This window comes from Bacteroides oleiciplenus YIT 12058 (assembly GCF_000315485.1).
GTDB classification, from domain to species: Bacteria; Bacteroidota; Bacteroidia; order Bacteroidales; family Bacteroidaceae; genus Bacteroides; species Bacteroides oleiciplenus.
The window spans coordinates 641,766-664,363 of the sequence record NZ_JH992941.1; the positions used below are offsets into that span (position 1 = coordinate 641,766).

The window sequence follows — 22,598 nt, forward strand, 5'->3', positions numbered from 1 at the left end:
GAGCGTTCCCATTAAGGGAAACGACAGTTTCCATTAGGAGAAACCAGCGTTTCCATTAGGAGAAACTATCGTTTCTTAGGCTTGGGAACACCCGTTTCCTACCTAAAGGAAACTGCAACATAATGGATTCCAACAAGATACATTGGCTTATACTCTGTGCTTCCATGTTTAAATACATCCGGAAACAAGTCAAGAAAAGCAGTGCTGACAAAATACTTGTCGTCACTTGCATACACCTTATCAGCACAACCCTCAAAGCCCGACCAGCAAAGGGTTTGAGAGACATCAGTGCTGGAGTGCTGACAAAATCAACAAAATCTTTTTTTTATTTGCTTTTTATTTAAGACAGAGACTGCATATCATTCAAGCGCTTATAGTATCCATCTTTATCCAACAGAGCCTCATGCTTGCCGCGTTCCACAATTTCTCCTTCATAGAGCACGCAGATTTCATCTGCATTCTTAATGGTAGAAAGGCGGTGGGCAATGGCAATCGTAGTACGGGTTTTCATCAAGCGCTCCAAAGCCTCCTGCACCAGACGTTCGGATTCGGTGTCGAGAGCGGAAGTAGCCTCATCGAGAATAAGGATAGGCGGATTCTTCAGGATGGCACGGGCAATACTGATGCGCTGGCGTTGTCCGCCGGAAAGCTTGCCGCCGCGGTCGCCGATATTCGTATTGTAACCATGCTCGGTTTCCATGATAAAGTCGTGGGCATTGGCAATCTTGGCCGCTTCCATCACTTGTTCCAGCGTGGCATTCTCCACACCGAAAGCAATGTTATTGAAGAAGGTGTCATTGAACAGGATGGCCTCCTGGTTTACATTTCCTATCAGCCCGCGCAGGTCGTGAATACGGAAGTTCTTAGTGCTGACACCATCAATCATGATTTCTCCGAAATGTATGTCATGGTAGCGCGGCAACAAATCAACCAATGTAGATTTACCTGAACCGGACTGTCCGACTAGGGCAATCGTCTGGCCTTTAGGAACAACCAGGTTTATATGTTTCAACACGTCCCTCTTTCCATCATAACTGAAAGAAACGTCCTTAAACTCAATATTATGATTCATTCCATGCAGAGGAAGCGGATTTGCAGGTTCCTTGATAGGATTCTCAGCTTTCAATATCTTATCCACACGCTCCATGGAAGCCAAACCTTTCGGGATGTTGTATCCTGCTTTCGCAAATTCCTTCAACGGATTGATGATGCTATAAAGGATAACCATGTAGAAAATAAAAGTAGGAGCTTCCAGCGAAGAATGTTCATCACCCAGAATCAGCATACCACCGAACCAAAGCACCAACACAATGAGGAGCGTTCCCAGGAACTCACTCATCGGGTGAGCCAATGCCTGGCGAATAGCTACCTTATTGGTCGCATCGCGCAATTCATTGCTACATTTCGTAAAACGGTCCACCATCTTATCTTCGGCAATGAAAGCCTTGATGATACGCAAACCGCCCAGAGTCTCTTCCAGTTGCGACATTGTATCGCTCCACTTACCCTGCGCCTCCAAAGATTGGCGTTTCAACTTCTTGCCTACTTTACCCATCAGCCACCCCATAACGGGAAGCACCACTATGGTAAACAAAGTGAGTTGCCAACTGGTAATAATAAGCGTTGCGAAATAAAGCAGAATAAGAATAGGATTTTTCAGCAACATGTCCAGCGAACTGGTAATGGAGTTTTCTATTTCGCCCACGTCACCGCTCATACGGGCAATAATATCTCCTTTCCGCTCCTGAGAGAAAAAGCCGAGCGGCAGATGCATCACTTTAGAATAAACCATGATACGAATATCACGAACAACTCCCGTACGCAAAGGAATCATGATGGCGGAAGAACCGAAATAGCAAGATGTTTTCAGCATCGTCATGAAGGCAAGGAAAAGCCCCATGAAGAGAAGCGTCATTATCGGTCCGTGTATTTCAATCAGACGGGTTACATAGTAATAGAAGTTATTTATCACCACGTCCTTTAAATCGTCACTTCCCCACTCCATAAAATGATACACCTTTGCACCCTCACCTGTTTTGAACAGGATATTCAGAATAGGGATTAACAGGGTAAATGAAAAGACATTGAAAACAGCCGATAAAACATTGAGCACGATTGCCCATCCTATATACTTCTTATAAGGCGACACAAAACGTCGCATTAATTGCAGGAATTCCTTCATTGCTTGGTCATTAACGAATTAAGGGCGCAAAGATACAAGAAAATTCCTTAAGATAAAGAAGACATGCCCATTATTAACGAGATTTATCCATACCCTCCAAAACAAACAGGTCCTGTAGTTCATTTATATAGGTTACAGAATGAAATCGGAAAAATATATTGTACCTTTGCACCCGGATATAAAAAAAACTCTTTATTATGACAAAGATTGATAAGTCCGTACTGATATTCGGAATCACTATTTTTCTTAAATTCATCCTATTTGATGTACTGTGGTGTATCCCCACTACTTTCGCCCCTTTCTCTTCCATTGAATTTTATACTACAAAGCTCATAGCTACCCTTATACTGCTTATCCCCTACGCTTTCTTCAAGCTCTGGAAAACGGAAACCATCATCATGTTCCTGCTGGATGCCCTCCTGATAGCCAACCTGATGTACTTCCGTACCTATTACACCGCCATACCGCTGAACAGTTACGGACTATCGGGCAACCTTGCGGACTTCACCGGAAGCGTGGTAGATTCCCTCCGGTGGTATGACCTGTTCTTTCCGCTATCTACCATTGCCGCGGTCCTGATTCATCTGCGTACAAAAAAAACACCACATCTGAAACGTCCGGCACCTGTTCTTCCATATTTGGGAGTGTTGGCAGCAATCATCTGCATCTTTACCATCGTGACGATGACAAAAGGCGGATTCAAAGCTGCTAACGCTAAAGTCCGCCAGGCTGCTTATCTCTGTTCAAGCGGAGCTAGCATGTACACCGTCTTCGGTAGCTTGTGCTACGACCTCATGAATCAGCAAGCCGAGCTGACTCCCGAAGTACAAAAAGAAATAGAAGATTGGCTGGCTCAGAAACCTAAACACGAGATTGCCGTACCAGATAGCTGTAGTGGCAGCCAACGCAATAACTGCATCATTATCTTTGCAGAATCACTGGAAAGCTGGGTGCTGGAAAAAGAAGTGGAAGGACAGGAAATCACTCCTTATCTAAACAAGCTACTGAAAGACTCCACCACTCTTTATGCCCCGCATGTGCTGACGCAGGTAAAAGGCGGCCGTTCCATCGATGCACAGCTAATGCTCTGTACCGGACTGCTTCCTTTAAACAGCGGCACTTACAGCAGTCAATATCCCAATCATGTCTATCCCTCACTCCAGAAAGCCATGCGGGAGAAAAAGCAATCACGCAACTACTTGCTGACCATAGATAAAGTGTCTACATGGAATCAGGGACCCATTGCTTACAGTTTTGGCATAGATACCATCCTTGCTTATCACGACTTTAAACTGACCGAAGCTTTCGGGACACATAAGCGCACTGGAGACGGTTCATTCTTTGCCCAATGTCAGGAGAAGATATCCAAAGGAGAAATCTGGAAGAAAGGGGAAAATGCATACATACAATTCATCACTTACTCCGGCCATGCCCCGTTCATATTACCGGAACATCTGAGAGAGGTATCATTCTCTGCCGATATTCCGGAGAAAATGGGAAGCTATATGACTACTGCCCGTTATACGGATAAAGCCATCGGAAAGTTTGTAGAATACCTGAAAACACTTCCACAATATAAGGAAACACTGATTGTCATCACAGGAGACCATGAAGGTCTGGCATCTTACCGTACTGAATTATGTGACAACCCCTATGGTAAAGGCATTGTATCCGATAAGCCATTTACCCCCTTTATTGTTGTGAACTCACCCGTAGGTATGCGCTATGACGAGGTAATGGGGCAGATAGATATGTATCCCACCCTGCTAAACCTGCTTCAACTGGATGATTATTACTGGACTGGTCTTGGCGAAAGCATTCTTAATCCTGACAAGAAAGGATTTGCCGTAGGATCGCAAATGAATGTGGAAGGAGAAGGCTATACTCCGGAAGAAGTGGATTTCGCAAAGGAAGCTTATGAGGTTTCCGACCAGATAATTCATTTTAATTATTTCGGGAGAAAGTAACGCATCTCCTCATTCAATATAAGAAACCAACAATCCAGATTGGCAATTTATGTCGATACGGAGTTTCTATGCCGTCTGCCAATATATATGAATCCGGTAAATCCGCAATTTGGTCATAACTTTTTCCTTCACCGCCAACTTCCAGCGTATAGCGTCCGTTTACTTTAAAATCGCCTGTTTTCTTGCCATATACCACATCATTCATATAGCCTAACTGATTCACGACAAACGTTTCACGTGCCGTACCTATCTTCACAGGGCGGGAGGCCAAAGCATAGAGCAAATTAGGATTATCCAGATATATCTTATCCGGCTTCTGCATCTTTTTGACAGACAACAAATCCGCATACAGCAACCGGAGCAGTTTAGCCCATTCCAGACTATTCAAATATTCTATTACAGTATTACTTGAGGTAGTTCCGACTCTATAATAAAATTAGTAACCTGTTCAATACTTGTATAATAATCCATCTGATTCTTTAAAATGCTTTTTTAAAACTTTATTCATTAATTTCGCCTACAAATACTTATCTTTGTACATATTAAAATCAAAATGCAATTTGGATTCATTTATAAAACAATCATATGAATGCCATATCCAAGTTTATTATTGCCACAATTAAATTAATTATTAAATTGCACCCCAATGATGCACACTCATAATCAAAAGTATGATTCGAAGCTTAAAACATTATTTTAAAAAGAAGAATGAGTTTTACACCGGAAACTTAGAACCAACTTACACGAATTGGGACATCCTGGAATGCAAAGACTTATACCTCAGTAAAGTCTCTGATTCCCAAAGAGAGCAATCGTCCCGACTACTTACAGAGAAAACTATCTTCCACGCTTACTGGCACGGAACTTTTGGTCTTAAGCAAGCTTTTTCCATTAAAAGTTTTCTGTGTACACAAAATTTGGAAAGTACAGAGTTGTGGCTGTGGCTGGATGAAGCAAATGGTTATTCACAGGTGGAGAGCAACCCATATCTGCATGAGCTGAAAGACAAAATAAAAATAGTATCATGGAATGTTGAAAAAGAAATAGTAGGCACTCCATTCTTAAAAATCAAGGAATACATCCATGCAGCCAAGAATTTGGCAGCAAAGGGTGATGATTTCCGGATTATTTCTCTCTATAAATATGGAGGCTTATACTTCGATCTCGATGTCATGTTTTTGAAAGACTTTACTCCTTTGCTAAAAGGACACGAATTTGTCTATGCATGGGAATACCAACCTTATGCAAACAGTGCAATTTTATATCTACGTAAGAATAGCTACATAACAAATTACTTAGCGAAAAAACTACAAAAAAGAAAAGCAGCAATGCCATGGGTATTATTTGATTACAAAGATAAGAAATTAGCAAACCTAAGGAATTATCCTTGTACCTTTTTCGATCCGTTGTGGGGAGGATATTGCGAAGGAATGCCTTTAAGCAAATTCACAGACTTCTTCAAAGAGTTTGGCGATGGTTTCGACCAAAAAAAGACTATCAATAGTTATAAAGAGTTCTTTCCCGGAGCATTCGCATATCATTGGCACAATTCGTGGGATGCCAAAGAAGTAGAGAACTCATACTTTGGTCTATTTAATCGTGAATTCAACCAAATATTGAATAACAACAAACAATACACTAACTTTTAGCCATATGCAAAAGAAATTTATAAAACTACTGAAAAAGCTACGCCAACGTCATATCCAAAAGTACGGATTACCGCAACATAGGCTTCTGTGCAGAGAAACAGACCCTAATATCATAGCAGACCAAATCAGAAAGAGATTACTATCCCCTGAGCCTTGCATGCTCTCAAGATTCGGCGCAGTTGAAATAGGATGCGTAGTGAACTACTTAGGCATCTATCGCCAAAAAAGAAAAATTATCAAATACATAAAAGGAGAAGCATTCCCTTGGTGGTGGGAAGAAGATACAATGTATCCGATGAGAAATAATGCCGGATTCTTTTCGGCGACTCCCGAACTGTTAAAACGTTTTTCGGAGATGATGATTGAAGACATGCCTCTGATTGATATTCTTGCTTCCTGGAGGTTCGAAGAAGAATACTTCTCAAAGGAATTACAGCATACCTACAAAATAGATTTTGAGCCCTACAACCCCTTTTGGAGCGATGTGCCATGGACGACTGCCTTAGAAGGTAAAAAGGTTTTGGTAGTACATCCTTTTGCTGAAACCATACAAAAGCAGTATCTCCGAAAAGAGCTTATCCACAAAGACCCAAGAGCTCTGCCAACTTTCGACTTACAAACAATCAAGGCTATTCAAACTATTGGCAATCAAAGCGACAGTAGATTCGAGACATGGTTTGACGCTCTCGAATTCATGAAAAGCGAAATTGACAAAAGGGATTATGATGTCTGTTTATTGGGGTGTGGAGCGTATGGGATGCCATTAGCAGCACACGTCAAACGTTCCGGGAAAAAGGCTGTACACATAGGTGGCAGTTTACAATTACTGTTCGGGATAAGAGGCGCCAGATGGGAAAACAGTAACTATAATGCAACTTATAATTATTCGAAATTAATGAATGAATATTGGGTTAAACCCTCTGAGACCGAAACTCCCCAAAAGGCCCGGCAGGTAGAAGAGGGATGCTATTGGTAACAATATCTCTATTTTTATCCATTAGACAACATTTATAAAAACTAGCTTATATATGAAACTTAGAATATTCAAGAAAAATAAAAACCGTCATATTCTCTATTCCCTATTCAATAGGAAATGGGTCTACGTTTCATATATTTCCGATGTATATTATAACAGGAAAAATAAAAACTTTATGCAATCTCACCAAAACAGGAGAGAGGCATTAATCATTGGAAAAACGTTCCACTCTTTAGGTTACAACGTAAAGGTGGCATGTTGCAGCGAACCCCAAGAATGTGACAATCGGCAATATGATATTATCTTTGGTTTGGAGCCCAACTTCCTAACCATGAGCAAAAGGAATCCCCAAGCTCTAAAGATATACTACGCAACAGGGTCTTATTGGAAACATCAACGCGCAATGGTAATTAACAGAACTGATTTATTCAATAAGGAACATGGAACACAACTGCCGTATGCCCGCTTAGTAATTGCACATGATAGTTGTGAAATGGCAGATGTTATTTTCCAAATAGGTAGTTCGTTTACTATCCGGACATATCCCCCGGAATTACAAAATAAAATAAAGATAATCAATCAATCCAGCAATTTTTTTCAGGAGTGCGACCTGAAACATAAGCTTCAGAGTGTTTCCATAAAAGATTTCCTGTGGTTCGGTTCCAGTGGTAGTTTACTGAAAGGATTAGATTTGGTTTTGGAATACTTTATTGTTCACCCACAGTACAACCTGCATGTGGTTGGCACTATTGATGATGAATTCATGGATTACTACCAGAATCGCGTAGCAGGATGCCGGAATATTACGTTTCATGGTTATCTTAGCACCGCATCCGAAGAATTCATGCATTTAGCTTATCTTTGTTCCTTCAATATATTTCCTTCGGGCAGTGAAGGATGTCCCGGCTCTGTTATTGCTTTGATGCAAATGGGGGTCGTTCCTATAGCCTCCAGATGGGGAGCAGTAGAGCAAATAGAACATTATGGTTATCTATTGCCGGAATTATCCGTTGAGGCGATAAGTGAAGCTATGGAATGGGCAACGACGTTGCCCCGGGAAAAATTTCATAAGCTGATAAAAGAAAATATATCATATTCAAAACACACATGGAATCTGGAAAGATTTGAAAATGAATTTCGCTCTTTATTGCAAGAAGCTATAAAAACAAAAATATAAAAATCAGGTGGAAAAACAGCCGTACATCATTTACGATTCTCAAATATTCGATCTGCAGAAATATGGCGGAATTTCACGTTATTTCTGCGAAATCATATCCAAACTGGATATGGAGTATGATATTTCTGTCCGTTTTACAGAGAACCACTATTTAGTGCAGACCAAACTTGCCGAACACCGCATTTATGTCCCACATTTCTTTTTCAAACATTACAAACAGAGACTTCTGCTCGGAAATCAAAAGCTGACAAGAAGATTGCTCCGGAAATCGTCTCCTTACCTTTTCCACCCCACTTACTATGACCCGTCTTTTCTTGAGTGTATCGGCCATAATCCCTATGTGATAACAGTACATGACATGATTCATGAACTGTTTCCCAAGTATTTTCATGATGCCAAGGAGGTTGCGGCACAAAAGAAGGAGGTAATAACTAAAGCTGACCGGATTATTGCAATCAGTGAAAATACCAAAAAGGACATCATCAATATATTAAATATCGATCCCCGGAAAATAGACGTCATCTACCATGGGACAAGTATGCAGCCCCATCATGGGAAAGACCAATTATCACTTCCCGATCGTTATATTCTGTTTGTGGGAGACCGAACTCTTTATAAGAACTTCCAACGCCTACTGGAAGCTTTTGCTATTATCCACAAAACAGACCAGGACTTGTATCTGCTTTGTACGGGGCATCCGCTCAATTGGGAAGAGAAGACTTTGATAGATAAACTGAATATTGCAGACAGGATTATACAAGTTTCAATAGATGACAGGAATCTGAGCGAACTATACAGTAGGGCACTCCTCTTTGTATTTCCATCACTTTATGAAGGGTTCGGCATCCCGATTCTGGAAGCTTATGCCTGCCATTGTCCTGTAGCCTTGAGCAATACCAGTTGCTTTCCCGAAATAGCGGGTGATGCCGGTGCTTATTTCGATCCTTACTCTGTGGAATCGATGGTACAGACGCTGACAGAAGTTATTTATAGCAATGAAAAACGTTCCTGTTTAGTAGCAACAGGAATGAAACGGTTACAATTATACTCTTGGGAAAAAACAACTCAGGAAACAAAGAAGGTATATCAAAAGGTCTTAAATGAAACTCTAATCCCCAAAACGTTTGCCAAATGAAAACCCCGATTCTTAGCATTATTACAGTCAACTTCAACAACAACGAAGGACTTAAGAAAACATTGCGCAGCATCGAAACGCAATCATACACCAGCTATGAACATATCATCATAGATGCCGATTCTAACGATGGAAGCAAAGAAACCATAGAAAAGTATTCGGAAAGAAACACTCGACTGACTTATTGGGTTTCTGAGAAAGATAACGGTATCTATGACGGAATGAACAAGGGAATCAGGCAAGCCAAAGGAGAATATCTCTATTTCCTAAATTCGGGAGACTGTCTGCAAGGAGATATCCTTAAAAAGATTTCTTTTGACGGAACAAAATATATCTATGGAGATATGGTCTTAATAAACAACCAAGAGCAAAGGAAAGAAACAGGACCTGATTACCCCGACTTAATTTTCTTTTTCTACAATGCATTAGCACATCAGGCATGCTTCATCCACCATTCTCTTTTTGCCGATAAATTATATGACACCCGATATAAGATAATTGCAGATTGGGGACATAGCTTCCAGTCCATCATCATGGAAGGATGCAGCTACCGTCACATACCGTCAACTATTGCCGAATGTGACGGAACAGGCATTAGCTCCAACTACATAGATGTACAGACAGAACGGTTAAAGTGGCTTAAGGAAAACCTTTCGCATCAACTTTATTCCACATACATTGATATACTGGAATATAACAAATCGGAGTTCAAAGCCATCATACCAACTATGAATCACACAAAAAAATTCCAGAAAAGAGCACGTAAACTGGTCTGTTGGTTGCTGAAGCTTAATGCTATCTTTTCTTCTCATCACACCCCTGCTGAAGATATATATAATAGCATTTTATATCGCCCATTTTCAAACAAATAATACGGAAAGCCATGAAAATTTCTATTATTATTCCTGCATATAATGCGGAAAAGCACATCAGAAAATGTATTCTATCAGCATTGCAACAAAACATCGCACCTGACGAATACGAAATTATCACAATTAATGATGGCTCTACAGACCAGACAGCCGATATTATACAAGGGCTATCTAAGGAACATCCCACCATAAAAAGTATCACGACCCCCAATCAGGGAGTAAGTGCTGCTAGAAATCTCGGTATGAGTATTGCGCGAGGAGAAGTTATCTTATTTGCCGATGCCGACGACTATTTCTGCACAAACTCGTTAGCACAAATCTATGAAGCAGTTCAGGAGAACCATTTAGATATTCTTCTGTTCGACTATAACCATTGGGGAAGCCAGGATAAACTATTGAAAGGGTTTGATTATGACGCACGCAAGTTTTGTCCGCAAGATATTGTTTCCGGTAAATCATTCATAAAGACAGGGTATATGCCTGCCGCAGTCTGGATGCTTGCCTATCGCAGAGAATATATGCTGAAAATGGAATTCACTTTCATCAATATACGGCACGAAGATGAAGAATTCATTCCCCGCGTATTTTACTTTGCTGAGAAAATCATGCATCTCCCGTTGACGTGCTATAATTATGTGCAGAATGAAACTTCATTCATGCAGAATTATAAAGAATATGGGCTCTTCGATAAGATAAAAGCTATGGATAGCCTCAATCGCTTCATAAAGGAACACGTGAAAGAAGAGGATATCTCGTTTGCCCTGAGTGAACATATATCGTTAAGACTGATGGAGAACCTGAATAATAGTTTTGCCATCAAAAGCAGGGCTCAATGGAAAATGGTAAAACAGATGAAAAAAGCCGGACTGACCCCTCTTGTACATGCCAAAAGAGAAGGCCGCTACTCTTTCTTATATAAGTATTTTCCGATAGCATTCATTGTTTATTATCGCCATAAATATTTAAAACGCCAGCGTCGCCAATCGTAATAAAGAAGAAAATTCTTATCTAATGAGAAAATATGTCCATAAACTACATTTTTTTCTTCTATAATATGTACCTTTGCAAACTTGCATTTTTTATAATAACCTAAAGAACTATGATAGATATTGTTTGTAGCATAGATGAAAACTACATTGAATATTGCGGTGTAATGTTAGCAAGCCTCTTTGTGCATACTCCACATGAGAAATTTCGCATACACATCATTTGCAGCAAAGTTGATAAAACCGGAAAAGAAAAACTTAAAGTGTTTTGCGAGGCACATCAAGCTGAAGTTTATTTTTATGACGTAGACTATTCGCTCATTAAAGACTTCCCCATAAGGAAACAGGATCATTTGTCTCTTGCTGCCTACCTAAGACTTTTCATGTCGGAGCTCATTCCTAGTCATATCAACAAGATTCTATACTTGGATTGTGACCTAATGGTAGTTGATTCCATTAAAGAATTGTGGGAGAAAAATATCGACGATATTGCCGTAGCTGCTGTTGAAGAAAGATCCCCATTCGATACCGAATCTCCTGTTGTACTAAAGTATCCTGCCGAATATTCTTACTTCAACTCGGGAGTAATGCTTATAAATCTACAGAAATGGAGAGAAAAGGAACTTGTAAAGGCATGTAAAAGTTATATCGTATCCAATTATGACAACATAAAATTGCACGACCAGGATGTACTGAACGCATTACTTCATAAAGAAAAACAATTTATTTCCATTCGTTGGAATCTGATGGACTTCTTCCTGTACGCATGTCCTGAAGTACAGCCTGAAAGGAAAAACGATTGGGATAATGCCTTGAAATCTCCTGCTATCATACATTTTACCGGAAAACGCAAACCATGGATGTACAACTGCGACAGCCCTTTCCGCGATCAATACATTCAGTTTGCCAAACAGCATGGATGGCATGTTATCACCCGCAAAAATGCCATTCACTATTTCTTTCGCAAGATTTTATATAAAGTAATAAACAAGAAGAAAACAATAAAAGTTAAATAACTGAACTAGAATACCCTAAGAGTTTTTATTGATTTATTCACCAAGAATAAATCAATGTATAGAAATATAGTATATCTTTGTAAAATAGCAACCTAAACAATGATTTAAAGTTAATGCTAATGCCTCTTTTAAACAAAATAGTCAATGTTCTCGAAGAAGTCCCGCAGACCTTCAGACGTACCTCCAATCCAAAGCTCATTATGACATTATTGGTCAAAAATGAAGAAGATATACTGGAGGAGAATCTTTGTTTCCATAAAGCTATGGGGGTAGATGGATTCATCATCACCGATAATAACTCCACAGACAACACTATTGAAATCATCCGAAAATACCAGGAGAAAGGTTGGATTAAAGAGGCTATCATAGAAAAGGCAACCAACTACAACCAAAAAGTATGGGTGGACCGCATGATAAAGATTGCCAAAAAACAGCTTCATGCAGACTGGGTTATCAATGCTGATGCCGACGAGCTATGGTATTCACCTACGGGTAATCTGAAAACAGAGTTAACTACCACCAAAGCCAATGTACTGAAATGCTCTATGAGATATATGTATCCGGAAGCTGGTCAACATTTTTGGCAATGGAATCAGGCAATCGTTCCAATCATCAACCCACTGAAATACAATTTTTATAACCTTTCACGTTACTCTCTTTACATACCGCAAAGAGGGAAAGTACTTCATCGCACTAGCTCATACCTCCAGATTTCCACAGGAAATCACAAGGTACTTATGTTTCCTAAGCGTCTCAGGAAAAGTAATATTTGTATTTATCACTATTCCATCCGTGGCAAGGAACGATTCCTTGAAAAAATGATTAATGGCGGTAAACAACTGGAGCAGAACCCCCATAGACATATCGGCATGCACTGGAGGTATTTTTATCAATTATACAAGAGCCAACAACTGGAAATGGAATATGACAAAATCATTGGAGCAAACTCTTACGAGCAGTTGCGACGCGATGGTTTTATCAAAACAGACAATACTATACCCGATTTCTTCAAATGTCACTTCAATAAATAGTGTAATGAAGCATGCATATCTGATTATCGCCCATAACGAATATCCGGTGTTAAAAGCTCTTTTATCCTTGCTCGACGATGTGCGGAATGATATTTATCTACATATCGATCGTCGTTCAGCGGAGCTATACAAGAAAGCATATCTCTTACGGACACAAAAAGCCCGATTATTTGTATTACCTGACCGCAATAAGGTCTACTGGGGAGATATCAGCCAAGTAGAAACGGAATACCTGTTACTTGAAACTGCCGTCAAGCAAAGCACATATGATTACTATCATCTGCTGTCGGGTGTAGACCTGCCCATACAAACACAAGATTATATACACTCTTTTTTTCAAGCCAATTCCGGTAAGGAGTTCGTCAGCTATTGGTTGGGAGACAGGCATCAAAAGGATTTGGAGCGTAAAATTTCACGATACTACTTTTTCACGAAAAGTCTTAAGCGCAGCAATAGCCAATGGCATATTGTAACTGCACCATGCCACAACATTGCACTTATCATACAGAAATTCATTCGGTTCCGAAGAAAACAAGAGGTTGAATTCAAAAAAGGGCCCAATTGGTGTAGTATCACTCAAGGCTTCTGCCAGTATCTGATAGAAAAGAAGCCTTTTGTCCTTCGTCGCTTCAGGTATACATTGTGTCCCGATGAAATCTTTGTTCAAACTATATTATGGAATTCTCCTTTCAAAGAAAACATATATAAAGCTAATGAGGATGATGCAGGAAACATGCGACTGGCTGACTGGAATAGAGGAAATCCCTATACATGGAAATTTCAGGACTATAATGAACTAATCGCTTCAGACAAACTATTCGCCCGCAAATTCAGCTCCAAAGAGAATGAACTAATTAAGCAAATAGAAACTGCGTATTCCGGCAAGTAAAAAGATACAGATTTCTTAGAAAAGTAGGTAACATTCTCCCCAAACTTATATCTTTGCACCAGCAACTTATAATACAGAAGTATGAATCCTACAAATCCGAATAACTCACCCAGTCCTATTAAATCTTTCTTCAAGTCAGTGGAGAAAAAGATTCTGCATAACAGCAAACATCTATACTTCAAAACAGTAATACTGCAAAAAGCCGGTGCAAAAGATATTTTGAAGAAATATAAAAAAGCAAATACTGCAAAAAGCCCGATTGGCAGCACATGCCCCATCTGGATATGCTGGTGGCAGGGAGAAGAAAATATGCCGGACATTATTAAAGTCTGCTATGCCTCCGTACAGCGACATGCAGGAGAACATCCTGTTATATTAATTACAGAGGAAAATCATCAGGAATATGCTGAAATGCCGGACTATATCCTACAAAAAGTAAAAAAACATGAAATAACCCTCACTCACTTCAGTGATTTGTTAAGAATGTGCTTACTCAAACAGCATGGAGGAATATGGGCTGACAGTACCATACTTTTCACTAGGAATATAGACTCTATAATTGCCACTGATACGGATTTCTATAGCTGTCACCACATAGCAAAGAATTCAAATGTGGCAAATGGCAGATGGACAGGTTTTTTCATGGCTTGCGGTAAAGGCAACATCCTACCTGCCTTCATGCTGGATATGTTCTATAATTACTGGAGAAGTCACAAGCGAATCGTCACCTATTTGTTCATCGACTACCTCTTTGCAATAGCCTATGAGAATATTCCAGCAGTTACAGAGATGATAAACAGTGTCCCCTTACAAAAAATCAGCAATCTGGCTAAATGCCTGAACATGCCATTTGACGAAAATCTCATGGAAGAGTTCCATGCAAATTATGGATTTCACAAATTAACTTACAAGAAACAATTCAATACACTCACCCCCGAAGGTAAAGATACAATCTATGGTTATCTACTCAGGAAACCCTAGATGAAAAGTTCAAAGAAGACTTGTGAGCCTTTTCTATCAACTGCAAGCATTTATCCGCTTCAAAGCCGCGACATTTGGCATATTCATCGGCCAATATGGCAAACATTTCATCCGTGCCAGGCAGTCTCTCAAAATTCTTACACCCTTCTTCCATAGACACTTTACCAAAGCGCATCCGGTTCAAATCTATGATTTCCACAGAAACTCCCTCAGGCTTTTCTGCAAATAAAATATTCCCTGCCGAGTAATCTTTATGCAAAATCCCATGCTCGTGCAGAGCTGCAGTAGCACGGGCTATAGCACGAAGGATTTCTTCTTGGTTCGAGAAATTTCCCTGCCAAAGATCTCTGTAAGTATAAGGACATTCTGATTTTAAAGAAACAAAATAACTCTTACCAAACAAAAACCAACTGGAAACAGAACAAAAGCCAATGGGTGCAGGTGAGCCTATATTAAACTGACGCAACATGGCCGCATAGCGAAATGAACGCCGCGCTTTAGACTCCCGAAAAAAGTTGTAGATAATCCGGTTCAGCAAATGAGGTATCTGGAAAGATTTAACAACCACCTTTTGCCCTGCTATATCAAACTCTCTTAATTCATTTCTCCCTTTATAAATAACAGTACCCCGATGCTCAAAGATAACCGGAAGCACTTTTATAAAATCACTCATGCTTGCATAATCAGGAGAAACAACAACATGTCGAGGCTTGAAAAAGCGCTCAATACAGTTGACAACCCTGGACCAGGAACGTACAGAACGCAGCACTCCTCCCAACTCCCGTTCAAAGAACTCCGCATGAAGCTTGTTAAGCACCTTGGTGACATGTGGTTTTAACGAGCGGTCTATGATTCTTTTTGACCCGGCACGCACACGATAATACAATTCTATCTGGGGTAAACGCACCACTTTTCCGCCATCTTTCAACACAGATATCCAGAATTCCCAGTCTTCGCGCGCTATGATTTCTTCGCAGTATCCACCCACTCTTTCCCACTCTGTTTTTCTGTAAAGCGCACAGGTATCTATCATGTTTTTACGAGCCAGCAGTCTCAAGGAAAAGGGCGGCAACTTCCATTCGCCGCTACGATCGCCGATAAACTCAGCTCGCGGACAGACTACTTTTACTTCCGGATCTCGTTCCAACTCTGCCACAGCATGGCTTATGAATGTTGAGCTGATTCGGTTATCTGCATCTACAGGCAGTATGTATACGCCATGAGACAATGATATGGCATGATTACGGGCAACACACGGACCACCATTCGGCTGAGTATATACGAATATCCGCTGATCTTTTTCCGCATACTCCTTGGCAATATCCAAAGAATTATCTGTTGAGCCGTCGTCCATCAGTATCACTTCAAAATTAGGATAATCTGAAGCAAGCACCGAGTCCAAAGTCTCACACAGATACTTTGCCATGTTATAAATAGGTATAATAACAGAAACTAATTGATATTCCATAGCATATTCAAATTTTATCCAGTCCCTTTGTATATTTCAACCAATAATACTTCAACGGATTCTTATACTTCAATTGTTTCCATGGGCGACTGCCATGCGGACGATGCCACACCGGAAGTGTGGTAAACAAATAATTTTGAAATCCCTCTTTCAATGACTGATGGGAGATTGTCACATCATACCAATTCTTTTCCATATCCAACTGATGAAAATCAAAAGAGCGAAGAAGATCCAACGTCAGGAGAGAGCAACAGAAACTACAATGTTTCTTCTCAGGAAGCACCTGGTTCTCACGTCCTTTTGCAAATAAATAAGGATAGTTTATATCACCTTTTTCATCTACTGTGACAGCAGCAGCAATACCACAATCTTTTCTTTCTAAAGCGCCATCAAACAAAGATTGTAAAGTATCTTTTTTCACTACAACATCAGATTCCACTATAAGCAACCCAGCCTCTTCCGCAATGGCACGTTCTTGCGACATTTGCAGAATCTGCAGATAATTAGGCGAAGGGTGATTCGTGACATCTGAAAGATTCACTAATTCAAAGCCCAGTTTCAGGGAAGCTTCCCGCAACCTGGCTGTATTCTCCTCCGTACTAAAATCATTATAGATAGTATAAGTAAAGGGAATTCTAAAGTCAGATGCCATAATAGCATCGACCGTCTGTAAAGTTAACTCTATAGAGTCCTTTACAGGCGTAATGATATGGATACACTTCATTCCTTATAACTGTTTTTTCTTTATTCTACAAACCGTAACATTTGTACAAGTTGACAAAGTTATGTATTATTTAGCACACAACCAAACAGTTTACCGCTTTTATGACTAACTTTGCCTGCAACAATCATAGAAAGAAAAACAAAAATGAAAGTCATCGTTGACAATAAAATACCTTTCATAAAAGAAGCCATCGAGAAGATAGCCGATGAAGTCGTGTACGTTACCGGAAAAGATTTCACTCCCGCCATAGTGAAAGATGCGGACGCACTGATAATTCGCACACGCACCCATTGCAATCGGGAATTACTGGAAGGAAGCCGGGTACGTTTCATTGCTACAGCAACAATTGGTTTCGACCATATAGATACGGAATATTGCCGCCAGGCAGGCATCGTTTGGAAGAATGCTCCGGGATGTAACTCTGCTTCCGTAGCCCAGTATCTGCAATCCACCCTTTTGTTACTGGAACTTCTGAAAGGAAAGAAATTATCAGAAATGACAATCGGCATCGTAGGTGTAGGAAATGTGGGCAGTAAGGTGGCAGAAGTAGCACGCGAACTGGGTATGCGGGTGCTGCTGAACGATCTGCCACGGGAGGATGAAGAAGGCAACACAGATTTCAACCCCTTACAACTCCTTGCCGAAGAGTGCGATGTACTCACTTTCCACGTACCTTTATACAAAGAAGGGAAATACAAGACTTTCCATCTGGCTGATGGTGCATTCTTCCATTCACTGAAACGCTGCCCCGTCATCGTTAACACTTCCCGTGGCGAAGTAATAGAAACAAATGCTTTATTAGAAGCCCTAAAAACCAAGCAGATATCCGATGCCGTTATTGATGTATGGGAGAATGAACCGGACATTAATCTTACCTTATTAAATAAGGTGTTCATCGGCACGCCACACATCGCCGGCTACTCGGCGGACGGAAAAGCCAATGCCACGCGCATGTCCCTGGATTCCCTTTGCGACCACTTCGGCATACAAGCCGAATATTGCATCACCCCTCCCGAACCAGAGAATTCAATCATCACTGCAGCCACCTCAACAGAGGCATACCTGCAGATGTACGACCCGCGAAAAGATAGTGAGGCTTTGAAAATGCACCCTGAGCACTTCGAACAATTGAGAGGAAACTATCCGTTACGGAGAGAGAAGACAGCATTCTCCACCATCTCCGTGTCTACTCCGTAGCTGCTACGGAGTAGACACGGTCCTAACAAGGTCCGTATACAGCGCAGATATAAATCCCTAAATTGGGGATTCAATAAGTTTTTCTATCACCTTCGGGTAAGTCTCGTATTCCAGCACATGAATACGTTGCGCCAGTGCTTCCGGAGTATCTTCCGGCAACACGGGACATTTCACCTGGCAGATAATGGCTCCTTCATCATAATGCTCATTAGTATAATGTATAGTAATACCACTCTCTTTCTCGCCTGCAGCAATAACCGCTTCGTGCACACGATCGCCATACATCCCTTTTCCACCGAACTTAGGCAACAGCGAAGGATGTATATTTATCATTTTATTGGAATAAGCATGCAAAATATGATCAGGCACACGCGCCAAAAATCCAGCCAGCACCACAAAGTCAATCTTATGTTCTCGCAGTACCGATAAAATGGTCTCTCCGCTCTCCCAATCACTTTTGGGAAAATAAAGACAAGGCACTCCCAGCCCGCGAGCACGCTCTAAAACGAACGCATTCTGTCGATTAGTCAAAACCAAAGCCACACAGGCCGAACTTTTTTCCTGGAAAAAACGAATGATATTCTCTGCATTCGTTCCACTTCCCGATGCTAAAACTGCGATATTTTTCCTCATAAAACCTACTTTTAGTGCACAAAACCGTGAAAAATGTGCAAAACATTGCATTTAATTCCCCAAATATTTGCGAGTGACGATAAATATTTATTCCTTTGCCCCGCAAATTTAAAGAAAAAAACTAATTATTAATTAAAAACTTAAAGTTATGTCTGAAATTGCATCAAGAGTGAAAGCGATCATCGTCGACAAATTAGGCGTTGAAGAATCAGAAGTTACAACCGAAGCTAGCTTCACTAACGATTTAGGAGCAGATTCTCTTGACACTGTAGAACTTATCATGGAATTCGAAAAGGAATTCGGTATCTCTATTCCGGATGACCAAGCTGAAAAGATTGGTACTGTAGGTAACGCCGTTTCTTACATCGAAGAACACGCTAAGTAATTCTATCCATCAATTTAATATGGAATTAAAAAGAGTTGTAGTAACAGGTCTTGGCGCCATTACTCCCATTGGCAATAGCGTTCCCGAATTTTGGGAAAACATTGTGAATGGGGTTAGTGGAGCAGGACCTATTACTCATTTCGATGCTTCCCTTTTCAAGACTCAATTTGCCTGCGAAGTGAAAAACTTCGACGCAACAAAATATATCGACCGCAAAGAAGCCCGCAAGATGGACGTATATACACAATATGCCATCGCTGTAGCCAAAGAAGCGGTTGACGATTCCGGTCTTGACGTCGAAAATGAGGACTTAAACAGAATTGGTGTCATCTTTGGCGCCGGTATCGGTGGTATCCGTACATTTGAAGAAGAGGTAAGTAACTATGCCTTAACCGGCAAAGAAAACGGTCCTAAGTTCAATCCGTTCTTCATCCCTAAGATGATTTCGGATATTGCTGCCGGACAGATTTCTATTATGTATGGTTTCCACGGTCCCAACTACGCAACTTGTTCTGCATGCGCTACTTCCACAAATGCTATCGCTGACGCCTTCAACCTGATTCGTCTGGGCAAGGCTAATGTCATTGTGAGTGGTGGTTCGGAAGCTGCAATCACCGTTGGCGGTGTAGGTGGCTTCAATGCTATGCATGCATTATCAACACGCAATGAATCTCCCACAACTGCATCTCGTCCGTTCAGTGCAAGCCGCGACGGATTCGTGATGGGTGAAGGTGGCGGCTGCCTTGTTCTTGAAGAACTGGAGCATGCCAAAGCACGTGGTGCTAAGATTTATGCGGAAGTTGCCGGTGTAGGAATGTCTGCCGACGCTCACCACCTGACTGCTTCCCATCCTGAAGGTTTGGGAGCAAAGTTGGTAATGAGAAACGCGTTGGAAGATGCGGAAATGACCCCGGATGAAGTAGATTATATCAATGTTCACGGTACTTCTACTCCTGTAGGTGATATATCGGAAGCTAAAGCAATCAAAGAGGTATTTGGTCAACATGCATATAAGTTGAACATCAGTTCAACGAAATCCATGACCGGCCACTTGCTGGGCGCTGCTGGTGCGGTAGAAGCTATTGCAAGTATCCTTGCTATCAAAAATGGCATTGTGCCTCCGACTATTAACCACGAAGAGGGTGATAATGATGAAAACATCGACTATGACCTGAACCTTACGTTCAACAAAGCTCAAAAGCGTGAAGTGAACGTAGCCCTGTCCAATACATTTGGATTCGGTGGTCATAATGCATGTGTTATCTTCAAGAAATACGCAGAATAATCAGTCGTGTTACGTAATCAAATAAACAAGATAAGGCTCTTATTCCATAAGGACAGAGAGTCTTATCTTTGTTTTTATAAGATACTGGGGTTCTATCCCCGCAACATCCAGCTCTACCAGCAGGCGTTGTTGCACAAATCCACCTCTATCCGCTCAGAGAAGGGACGCCCTTTGAATAATGAACGGTTAGAGTTTTTGGGTGACGCCATTCTTGACGCCATCGTGGGAGATATTGTCTATAAACATTTTGAAGGCCGTCGCGAAGGCTTCCTCACGAACACACGTTCCAAAATCGTGCAGCGGGAAACACTGAATAAGTTGGCTGTAGAAATCGGATTGGATAAGCTGGTAAAATATTCTGCCCGTTCCTCCTCACACAACAGTTACATGTACGGCAATGCATTCGAAGCCTTTATTGGTGCCATTTATCTGGACCAGGGCTATGATCGTTGCAAGCACTTCATGGAGGAAAAGATATTTAAGAACTACATCGACCTCGACAAGATGTCCCGCAAGGAGGTAAATTTCAAATCGAAACTGATTGAATGGAGCCAGAAAAGTAAGGTCGAAGTCTCATTCGAACTCATCGAACAGTTCCTTGATGAAGACTATAACCCTATGTTCCATACCGAAATCCGCATAGAGGGTATATCGGCCGGGAAAGGAACAGGGTATTCCAAAAAGGAATCTCAACAGAATGCCGCACAGGCTGCTTTGAAAAAAATAAAGAATGATGCTGCATTTAAAGAAGAGATAGAAGCGGCAAAAACACAGAATCATCCGCAGGAGAATGTGGAAGAAGAAGTAATAGTAGAGAAGACTCCAGCTGAAGAAGAAAATAAAGAAACGGTTCTGACTATCACTGAACACGAAACGGGCGAATAATCATTCGCCCGGAATCTAAAGTCACTTCAGCCCCACAGAATACATCAACACTTAACACGCGTTCTCTCTCATCCAAAGCAAATTCCCATCCGCTGTCCCTGAACAACCAGATCGTTATCTTTTGTCACCAATTTCAGCTTTCCCGCTATCTCTTCCAGTGGAGCGGAAGAAATCTCATCTCCTTTTAATGTAATCATTCTGCCGAACTGTCCCGTAGCAATAAGCTCCGTGGCATGTCCCCCCATACGGGTAGAAAGATTACGGTCGAAAGGCGTAGGCGAACCACCGCGCTGGATGTAGCCAAGCACCGTTTCACGGGTTTCAATGCCCGTCTCGTATTCTATTTCCTGAGCAATATACTCGGCGGCACGTTTCCGCCCGTCAGTCTGTATGCCCTCGGCAACCACTACGATGGAATAAGGCTTTCCTTTCTTTAAACGGTTCAGGATTGTCTCTCCTATATTATGGATATTATAAGGGATTTCGGGTATCAGAATAACATCACCCCCGCCAGCCATACCGGAATAGAGTGCAATCCAGCCGGCCTTATGCCCCATCACTTCAATCACCATCACCCGCTTGTGCGAACTGGCGGTAGAGTGCAGACGGTCGATGGCATCTGTAGCAATGCTGACGGCAGAGTCGAAACCGAAAGAAAAATCCGTTCCCCAAATGTCATTATCAATGGTCTTAGGCACAGATACGATGTTCAACCCCATTGCAGCCAGTTTGGCGGCAGTCTTCTGCGTACCGTTACCACCGATACAAACCACACAATCGAGCCCTAACTCTTTCACATTTTGCTCAATCAGTGCCGGTTTATTAACATCAGAAATCACTCCGTTCTTCTTGAAAGGCTTCTCGCGTGAAGTGCCGAGCATCGTCCCACCCAGATTCAACAAACCGGACAAAGACTTATCGGTAAACGACTCCACATCCTTCGTCAGCAACCCCTGAAAGCCACTATGAATGCCTACCACTTCCATCCCGTAATGATTGATTGCAGTTTTGCACACTCCACGAATGGTGGCATTGATGCCGGGACAATCGCCCCCCGAAGTCAAAATACCGATTCTCATGACACTTTTGTTTGAATTATTGTTCTTTACGTCCGTAAAGATAGAAAAAAAAGAGAAAAAAGATAGAGAAGCCGATAAATA

21 protein-coding genes are annotated in these 22,598 nt (G+C 41.3%); 15 read left to right on the forward strand and 6 right to left on the reverse strand.

Annotated elements, in window-relative coordinates:
* Positions 1–340 precede the first annotated feature (340 nt).
* Positions 341–2,182, reverse strand: a complete 1,842-nt coding sequence (locus tag HMPREF9447_RS10545; RefSeq protein ID WP_009129714.1) for an ABC transporter ATP-binding protein — start codon at positions 2,180–2,182, stop codon at positions 341–343.
* Between the two features lie 197 nt (positions 2,183–2,379).
* Here HMPREF9447_RS10545 and HMPREF9447_RS10550 point away from each other — a divergent pair, with 197 nt between their 5' ends.
* Positions 2,380–4,149, forward strand: coding sequence for an LTA synthase family protein (locus HMPREF9447_RS10550; RefSeq protein ID WP_009129716.1), 1,770 nt, complete (start codon positions 2,380–2,382; stop codon positions 4,147–4,149).
* 13 nt (positions 4,150–4,162) lie between these two features.
* On the opposite strand, the gene HMPREF9447_RS10555 is transcribed toward HMPREF9447_RS10550, so the two are convergent.
* Positions 4,163–4,537, reverse strand: coding sequence for a hypothetical protein (locus HMPREF9447_RS10555; RefSeq protein ID WP_009129717.1), 375 nt, complete (start codon positions 4,535–4,537; stop codon positions 4,163–4,165).
* A 283-nt stretch (positions 4,538–4,820) separates the two neighbouring features.
* Here HMPREF9447_RS10555 and HMPREF9447_RS10560 point away from each other — a divergent pair, with 283 nt between their 5' ends.
* The 10 genes from HMPREF9447_RS10560 to HMPREF9447_RS10605 all read left to right on the forward strand — a co-directional run bounded on the left by HMPREF9447_RS10560 (position 4,821) and on the right by HMPREF9447_RS10605 (position 14,861).
* Positions 4,821–5,798: a glycosyltransferase gene (locus HMPREF9447_RS10560; protein WP_009129718.1), complete on the forward strand. Its 978-nt coding sequence runs from the start codon at positions 4,821–4,823 to the stop codon at positions 5,796–5,798.
* Between the two features lie 4 nt (positions 5,799–5,802).
* Entirely contained in the window at positions 5,803–6,774 is a 972-nt protein-coding gene (locus HMPREF9447_RS10565; protein WP_009129719.1) for a hypothetical protein, read from the forward strand.
* A 175-nt stretch (positions 6,775–6,949) separates the two neighbouring features.
* Positions 6,950–7,951, forward strand: coding sequence for a glycosyltransferase (locus tag HMPREF9447_RS10570; protein ID WP_244267602.1), 1,002 nt, complete (start codon positions 6,950–6,952; stop codon positions 7,949–7,951).
* 7 nt (positions 7,952–7,958) lie between these two features.
* Complete coding sequence (locus HMPREF9447_RS10575; RefSeq protein ID WP_009129721.1) at positions 7,959–9,086, forward strand: glycosyltransferase family 4 protein; 1,128 nt, start codon at positions 7,959–7,961, stop codon at positions 9,084–9,086.
* Positions 9,083–9,958, forward strand: coding sequence for a glycosyltransferase family 2 protein (locus HMPREF9447_RS10580; RefSeq protein ID WP_009129722.1), 876 nt, complete (start codon positions 9,083–9,085; stop codon positions 9,956–9,958). The genes HMPREF9447_RS10575 and HMPREF9447_RS10580 overlap by 4 nt, the downstream gene beginning before the upstream one ends.
* A gap of 11 nt (positions 9,959–9,969) precedes the next feature.
* On the forward strand, positions 9,970–10,947 hold the full coding sequence (locus tag HMPREF9447_RS10585; protein ID WP_009129723.1) for a glycosyltransferase family 2 protein: 978 nt from the start codon (positions 9,970–9,972) through the stop codon (positions 10,945–10,947).
* A gap of 110 nt (positions 10,948–11,057) precedes the next feature.
* The gene (locus HMPREF9447_RS10590) at positions 11,058–11,960 is read left to right on the forward strand and encodes a glycosyltransferase family 8 protein (protein WP_009129724.1); all 903 of its coding nucleotides are present in this window, start codon (positions 11,058–11,060) and stop codon (positions 11,958–11,960) included.
* Positions 11,961–12,079: 119 nt separating this feature from the next.
* Complete coding sequence (locus HMPREF9447_RS10595) at positions 12,080–12,991, forward strand: glycosyltransferase family 2 protein (protein ID WP_009129725.1); 912 nt, start codon at positions 12,080–12,082, stop codon at positions 12,989–12,991.
* Between the two features lie 4 nt (positions 12,992–12,995).
* Positions 12,996–13,880: a beta-1,6-N-acetylglucosaminyltransferase gene (locus HMPREF9447_RS10600; RefSeq protein WP_009129726.1), complete on the forward strand. Its 885-nt coding sequence runs from the start codon at positions 12,996–12,998 to the stop codon at positions 13,878–13,880.
* Between the two features lie 81 nt (positions 13,881–13,961).
* Positions 13,962–14,861: a capsular polysaccharide synthesis protein gene (locus HMPREF9447_RS10605; RefSeq protein ID WP_009129727.1), complete on the forward strand. Its 900-nt coding sequence runs from the start codon at positions 13,962–13,964 to the stop codon at positions 14,859–14,861.
* On the opposite strand, the gene HMPREF9447_RS27780 is transcribed toward HMPREF9447_RS10605, so the two are convergent.
* Positions 14,848–16,329: a glycosyltransferase gene (locus tag HMPREF9447_RS27780; protein WP_009129728.1), complete on the reverse strand. Its 1,482-nt coding sequence runs from the start codon at positions 16,327–16,329 to the stop codon at positions 14,848–14,850. The genes HMPREF9447_RS10605 and HMPREF9447_RS27780 overlap by 14 nt on opposite strands.
* A 7-nt stretch (positions 16,330–16,336) precedes the next feature.
* Positions 16,337–17,053 carry a hypothetical protein gene (locus HMPREF9447_RS10615; RefSeq protein WP_009129729.1) on the reverse strand — a complete coding sequence of 239 codons (717 nt, stop codon included), beginning with the start codon at positions 17,051–17,053 and terminating at the stop codon, positions 16,337–16,339.
* Positions 17,054–17,197: 144 nt separating this feature from the next.
* Here HMPREF9447_RS10615 and pdxB point away from each other — a divergent pair, with 144 nt between their 5' ends.
* Entirely contained in the window at positions 17,198–18,250 is a 1,053-nt protein-coding gene (gene pdxB, locus HMPREF9447_RS10620; RefSeq protein ID WP_009129730.1) for a 4-phosphoerythronate dehydrogenase PdxB, read from the forward strand.
* A gap of 57 nt (positions 18,251–18,307) precedes the next feature.
* Here pdxB and purN read toward each other — a convergent pair whose 3' ends face one another.
* The gene (gene purN, locus HMPREF9447_RS10625; RefSeq protein WP_009129731.1) at positions 18,308–18,883 is read right to left on the reverse strand and encodes a phosphoribosylglycinamide formyltransferase; all 576 of its coding nucleotides are present in this window, start codon (positions 18,881–18,883) and stop codon (positions 18,308–18,310) included.
* Positions 18,884–19,031: 148 nt separating this feature from the next.
* On the opposite strand from purN, the gene HMPREF9447_RS10630 reads away from it, so the two are divergent.
* Genes HMPREF9447_RS10630 through rnc form a run of 3 tightly spaced genes read left to right on the forward strand, consistent with a single transcriptional unit; the run spans position 19,032 to position 21,438 of the window.
* Positions 19,032–19,268 carry an acyl carrier protein gene (locus HMPREF9447_RS10630; RefSeq protein WP_009129732.1) on the forward strand — a complete coding sequence of 79 codons (237 nt, stop codon included), beginning with the start codon at positions 19,032–19,034 and terminating at the stop codon, positions 19,266–19,268.
* 19 nt (positions 19,269–19,287) lie between these two features.
* Positions 19,288–20,553 (forward strand): beta-ketoacyl-ACP synthase II, encoded by a 1,266-nt coding sequence (gene fabF / locus HMPREF9447_RS10635; RefSeq protein WP_009129733.1) that lies wholly within the window; start codon positions 19,288–19,290, stop codon positions 20,551–20,553.
* Between the two features lie 6 nt (positions 20,554–20,559).
* Positions 20,560–21,438, forward strand: a complete 879-nt coding sequence (gene rnc, locus HMPREF9447_RS10640) for a ribonuclease III (protein WP_009129734.1) — start codon at positions 20,560–20,562, stop codon at positions 21,436–21,438.
* Positions 21,439–21,506: 68 nt separating this feature from the next.
* On the opposite strand, the gene HMPREF9447_RS10645 is transcribed toward rnc, so the two are convergent.
* Complete coding sequence (locus HMPREF9447_RS10645; protein ID WP_009129735.1) at positions 21,507–22,517, reverse strand: ATP-dependent 6-phosphofructokinase; 1,011 nt, start codon at positions 22,515–22,517, stop codon at positions 21,507–21,509.
* Positions 22,518–22,598 lie beyond the last annotated feature (81 nt).

Excerpts from the sequence above, each read along its gene's own strand:
- HMPREF9447_RS10590 (WP_009129724.1), top strand. The coding sequence starts at position 11,058 with ATGATAGATATTGTTTGTAGCATAGATGAAAACTACATTGAATATTGC.
- fabF (WP_009129733.1), top strand. The coding sequence starts at position 19,288 with ATGGAATTAAAAAGAGTTGTAGTAACAGGTCTTGGCGCCATTACTCCC.
- HMPREF9447_RS10565 (WP_009129719.1), top strand. The coding sequence starts at position 5,803 with ATGCAAAAGAAATTTATAAAACTACTGAAAAAGCTACGCCAACGTCAT.
- HMPREF9447_RS27780 (WP_009129728.1), bottom strand. The coding sequence starts at position 16,329 with ATGGAATATCAATTAGTTTCTGTTATTATACCTATTTATAACATGGCA.
- purN (WP_009129731.1), bottom strand. The coding sequence starts at position 18,883 with ATGAGGAAAAATATCGCAGTTTTAGCATCGGGAAGTGGAACGAATGCA.
- HMPREF9447_RS10630 (WP_009129732.1), top strand. The coding sequence starts at position 19,032 with ATGTCTGAAATTGCATCAAGAGTGAAAGCGATCATCGTCGACAAATTA.
- HMPREF9447_RS10550 (WP_009129716.1), top strand. The coding sequence starts at position 2,380 with ATGACAAAGATTGATAAGTCCGTACTGATATTCGGAATCACTATTTTT.
- HMPREF9447_RS10600 (WP_009129726.1), top strand. The coding sequence starts at position 12,996 with ATGAAGCATGCATATCTGATTATCGCCCATAACGAATATCCGGTGTTA.
- HMPREF9447_RS10615 (WP_009129729.1), bottom strand. The coding sequence starts at position 17,053 with ATGAAGTGTATCCATATCATTACGCCTGTAAAGGACTCTATAGAGTTA.
- HMPREF9447_RS10570 (WP_244267602.1), top strand. The coding sequence starts at position 6,950 with ATGCAATCTCACCAAAACAGGAGAGAGGCATTAATCATTGGAAAAACG.
- HMPREF9447_RS10645 (WP_009129735.1), bottom strand. The coding sequence starts at position 22,517 with ATGAGAATCGGTATTTTGACTTCGGGGGGCGATTGTCCCGGCATCAAT.
- HMPREF9447_RS10605 (WP_009129727.1), top strand. The coding sequence starts at position 13,962 with ATGAATCCTACAAATCCGAATAACTCACCCAGTCCTATTAAATCTTTC.
- pdxB (WP_009129730.1), top strand. The coding sequence starts at position 17,198 with ATGAAAGTCATCGTTGACAATAAAATACCTTTCATAAAAGAAGCCATC.
- HMPREF9447_RS10580 (WP_009129722.1), top strand. The coding sequence starts at position 9,083 with ATGAAAACCCCGATTCTTAGCATTATTACAGTCAACTTCAACAACAAC.
- HMPREF9447_RS10595 (WP_009129725.1), top strand. The coding sequence starts at position 12,080 with ATGCCTCTTTTAAACAAAATAGTCAATGTTCTCGAAGAAGTCCCGCAG.
- HMPREF9447_RS10545 (WP_009129714.1), bottom strand. The coding sequence starts at position 2,182 with ATGAAGGAATTCCTGCAATTAATGCGACGTTTTGTGTCGCCTTATAAG.
- HMPREF9447_RS10585 (WP_009129723.1), top strand. The coding sequence starts at position 9,970 with ATGAAAATTTCTATTATTATTCCTGCATATAATGCGGAAAAGCACATC.
- HMPREF9447_RS10560 (WP_009129718.1), top strand. The coding sequence starts at position 4,821 with ATGATTCGAAGCTTAAAACATTATTTTAAAAAGAAGAATGAGTTTTAC.